This is a genomic window from Pseudomonas sp., from assembly GCF_035277045.1.
GTDB lineage: Bacteria > Pseudomonadota > Gammaproteobacteria > Pseudomonadales > Pseudomonadaceae > Aquipseudomonas.
This window is the reverse complement of the sequence record NZ_DATELE010000209.1, coordinates 1-3,859: the sequence shown is the minus strand read 5'-3', so window position 1 is coordinate 3,859 and position 3,859 is coordinate 1. Positions and strand designations below refer to the sequence as shown.

Annotated in this window: 3 protein-coding genes; all 3 read right to left on the bottom strand. The window is 63.4% G+C overall.

The annotated features are described in order from the left end of the window. Nucleotides 1-88: 88 nt before the first annotated feature. From fadA to VJS90_RS12005, 3 genes are read right to left on the bottom strand one after another with little or no spacing between them, the layout of a single operon-like run. Nucleotides 89-1,264 (bottom strand): acetyl-CoA C-acyltransferase FadA, encoded by a 1,176-nt coding sequence (fadA, locus tag VJS90_RS12015; RefSeq protein ID WP_324121875.1) that lies wholly within the window; start codon nt 1,262-1,264, stop codon nt 89-91. Nucleotides 1,265-1,295: 31 nt separating this feature from the next. After that, a complete protein-coding gene (gene fadB / locus VJS90_RS12010; RefSeq protein ID WP_324121874.1) occupies nt 1,296-3,443 on the bottom strand; it encodes a fatty acid oxidation complex subunit alpha FadB in 2,148 nt (715 codons plus the stop codon). After that, nucleotides 3,443-3,748 (bottom strand): hypothetical protein, encoded by a 306-nt coding sequence (locus VJS90_RS12005; RefSeq protein ID WP_324121873.1) that lies wholly within the window; start codon nt 3,746-3,748, stop codon nt 3,443-3,445. Before VJS90_RS12005 ends, fadB begins: the two co-directional genes overlap by 1 nt. Nucleotides 3,749-3,859: the final 111 nt, after the last annotated feature.

Here is a 3,859-nt window from a genome sequence, read left to right as displayed (position 1 = left end):
TCTGCATGTCGCCTACCCTCTTGAAAGTGAATCCTGCAAAAAACAAAAACCGGGGCACGAGGCCCCGGCTGCTGTCCACCACGCCTGATCAGACGCGCTCGAAGACAGTGGTGATGCCCTGGCCCAGGCCGACACACATGGTCGCGACCCCCAGGGTACCGCCGTTCTGCTTCATGACATTGAGCAGAGTGCCGCAAATACGCGCCCCGGAGCAACCGAAAGGGTGGCCCAAAGCGATAGCGCCGCCGTGCAGGTTAACCTTCTCATCCATCTTGTCGAGCACTTTCAGATCCTTGAGCACTGGCAGGGCCTGTGCGGCGAAGGCTTCGTTGAGCTCGATGAAGTCGATGTCGGCCATGCTCAGGCCCGCGCGCTTGAGCGCCTTGTGGGTCGAGGGCACCGGTCCGTAGCCCATGATCGCGGGGTCCACGCCGGCCACTGCCATCGAGCGGATGACCGCCAGCGGCTGGATACCGAGGTCCTGGGCACGCTGCGCCGACATGACGATCATGCACGAGGCGCCATCGGTGATCTGCGACGAAGTACCGGCCGTGACGGTGCCGCCCTTGGGATTGAAAGCAGGCTTGAGCGATGCGAGGCCTTCGAGGGTGGTTTCCGGGCGAATGGTCTCATCGTAGTCGAAACACTTGAGGAAGCCGTTCTCGTCATGGCCCTGCATCGGGATGATCTCGTCCTTGAACTTGCCCTCCACCGTCGCCTTGTGGGCGAGCTGGTGCGAGCGCAGGCCAAAGAGGTCCTGCTGTTCACGGCCGATGCCATGCATCTTGCCGAGCATCTCGGCGGTCAGGCCCATCATGCCCGAGGCCTTGGCGGCATGCAGCGACAGGTGCGGGTTGGGGTCGACGCCGTGCATCATGCTGACGTGCCCCATGTGCTCGACGCCGCCGATCACGAAGACATCACCATTGCCGGTCATGATTGCCTGGGCGGCGGTGTGCAAGGCGCTCATCGACGAGCCGCACAGGCGGCTGACGGTCTGGGCCGCGGCCGTGTGCGGGATCGCGGTCATCAGCGAGGCCATGCGGGCGATGTTCCAGCCCTGCTCCAGGGTCTGGTTGACGCAGCCCCAGATGACGTCCTCGACTTCCGCCGGATTGACCTTGTCGTTGCGCTCGAGCAGCTTGCTGATCAGGTGCGCCGACATGTCTTCGGCGCGGGTGTTGCGGTGCATGCCGCCCTTGGAGCGGCCCATCGGCGTGCGACCGAAGTCGACAATCACCACGTCTCTTGGATTAAGGCTCATATCTGTTGTCTCGCTCTGATTCGTTGGGCGCTTAGCCGAAGAAGCGCTGGCCTTTGCTGGCCATCTCGCGCAGCTTCGCGGTGGGGTGGTACAGCGGCCCCAGGTCGGCGTACCGGTCGGCCAGGGCGACGAACTCGGCGACCCCGATCGAATCGATGTAGCGCAGCGCGCCCCCACGGAAGGGAGGGAAGCCGATGCCGTAGACCAGGCCCATGTCAGCCTCGGCCGCGGTCTCGACAATGCCGTCTTCCAGGCAACGGACGGTTTCGAGGCACAGCGGGATCATCATCCAGTTGATGATGTCCTCATCGCTCACTTCACGGTGCTCGAAGATGATCGGCTTGAGCACGTCGAGCGCCGCCGGGTCGGCCACCTTCTTCGGCTTGCCGCGCTTGTCGGTCTCGTAGGCATAGAAGCCCTTGCCGTTCTTCTGGCCCAGACGGCCTGCCTCGTACAGCGCGTCGATGGCAGAACGGCGATCGTCCTTCATGCGGTCCGGGAAGCCCTCGGCCATCACGTCGCGGCCATGGTGGCCGGTGTCGATGCCGACCACGTCCATGAGGTACGCCGGGCCCATCGGCCAGCCGAACTTTTCCATTACCGAGTCGATGCGGGCGAAGTCGACACCAGCGCCGACCAGCCTGGCGAAACCGCCGAAGTACGGGAACAGCACGCGGTTGACCAGAAAGCCCGGACAGTCGTTGACCACGATCGGGTTCTTGCCCATCTTCCTGGCGTAGGCCACGGTGGTGGCGACCGCCACGTCACTGGACTTCTCGCCGCGGATGACCTCGACCAGGGGCATCATGTGCACCGGGTTGAAGAAGTGCATGCCGACGAAGTTCTCCGGATGCTTGAGGGCCTTGGCCAGCAGGTTGATGGAAATGGTCGAGGTATTGGAGGCCAGGATCGCACCCTCCTTGACCTGCCCTTCCACTTCCGCGAGCACCGCCTGCTTGACCTTGGGATTCTCGACCACGGCCTCGACGACGATATCGACATTGGCGAAGTCGCCGTACGACAGGGTCGGGCGGATCGCATTGAGCGCCTCGGCCATTTTCTCAGGGGTCAGGCGGCCTTTCTCGACGCGCTTGCCAAGCAGCTTGGAGGCCTCGCCGAGGCCCAGCTGGATGGCGTCTTCGCGAATATCCTTCATCAGGATCGGCGTGCCCTTGACCGCCGACTGGTAGGCGATGCCGCCGCCCATGATGCCGGCGCCGAGCACGGCCGCCTGCTTCACCTCGTTGGCGATCTCGTCATGGGCCTTGGCCTTGCGCTTGAGCTCCTGGTCGTTGAGGAACAGGCCGATCAGGCTTTCGGCGACCGAGGTGCGGGCCAGCCGGGCGAAGCCTGCCGCCTCGACCTCGAGGGCCTTGTCACGGCCGAAGTTGGCCGCCTTCTGCAGGGTCTTGATGGCCTCGACCGGTGCCGGGTAGTTGGGCCCGGCCTGGCCGGCGACAAAGCCCTTGGCCGTCTCGAACGACATCATCTGCTCGATGGCGTTGAGCTTGAGCTTCTCGAGCTTGGGCTGGCGCTTGGCCTTGTGATCGAACTCGCCCGCGATGGCGCGCCTGGCCAGGTCGAGCGCCGCGGCCTGCAACTGCTCGGGCGCGACCACCGCATCGACCGCGCCGACCTTGAGGGCGTCCTCGGCCCGGTTTTCCTTGCCGGAGGCGATCCACTCGATGGCGTTGTCGGCACCGATCAGGCGCGGCAGGCGCACGGTGCCACCGAAGCCTGGGTAGATGCCCAGCTTGACTTCCGGCAGGCCGATCTTCGCGGTGCTGGCCATGACGCGGTAGTCCGCCGCCAGGCACATCTCCAGGCCACCGCCCAGGGCGATGCCGTTGATGGCGGCAACGGTAGGCACCGGCAGGTCCTCGAAGTCGCTGAAGATGCGGTTGGCTTCCAGGTTGCCGGCGACCAGCTCGGCCTCGGGCAGCTTGAAGTTGTCGACAAACTCGGTGATGTCCGCGCCGACGATGAACACGTCCTTGCCGCTGCTGACAATCACACCCTTGATCGCGGCGTCGGCCTTGATGGCGTCCACGGCCTGGCGCAGCTCGCCAAGGGTCAGACGGTTGAACTTGTTGACGGACTCACCCTTGAGGTCGAACCGCAGTTCGACGATGCCGCTTTCAAGAGCCTTAACCGTGATGGCTTTACCTTCGTAAATCATCAACTGATCTCCACGATATGGAAGCTGAAAAACTGTACACGCCGATCGCTGGCGGCAGGTCCGCCAGGCACACCCGTCGGCGCGATAGCCCGGTGCATGGGAGCGATGTTCGACAAACAAACGCTCAATTCATACGGCCGTTTGATTTGGGTACGCACACATTCACTGAAAAGACCGGCCTTGTCAAACTCTCCAGGACGCAGCAAAAACGCGACTTTCCGGTCATTTTGTGGCGATGACGGACACGGCTTGACGCCAGCGATAGACACCTGCCAGGTGCAAATAGCTGCAAGGATTTCAGGCACGCTGGCAATCAGCAGCTATAGTGCTATTCGAACGAAACGTTCCCGGCCTGCCTGGCCTTGTTGGCGACAGCTGAAAACACCGCGGGGCAAGCCCGCTCCCATGCTGAATGG

What these genes read in the sequence shown, in the direction of transcription:
- fadA (WP_324121875.1), bottom strand. Translation starts at nt 1,264, where the DNA reads ATGAGCCTTAATCCAAGAGACGTGGTGATTGTCGACTTCGGTCGCACG.
- fadB (WP_324121874.1), bottom strand. Translation starts at nt 3,443, where the DNA reads ATGATTTACGAAGGTAAAGCCATCACGGTTAAGGCTCTTGAAAGCGGC.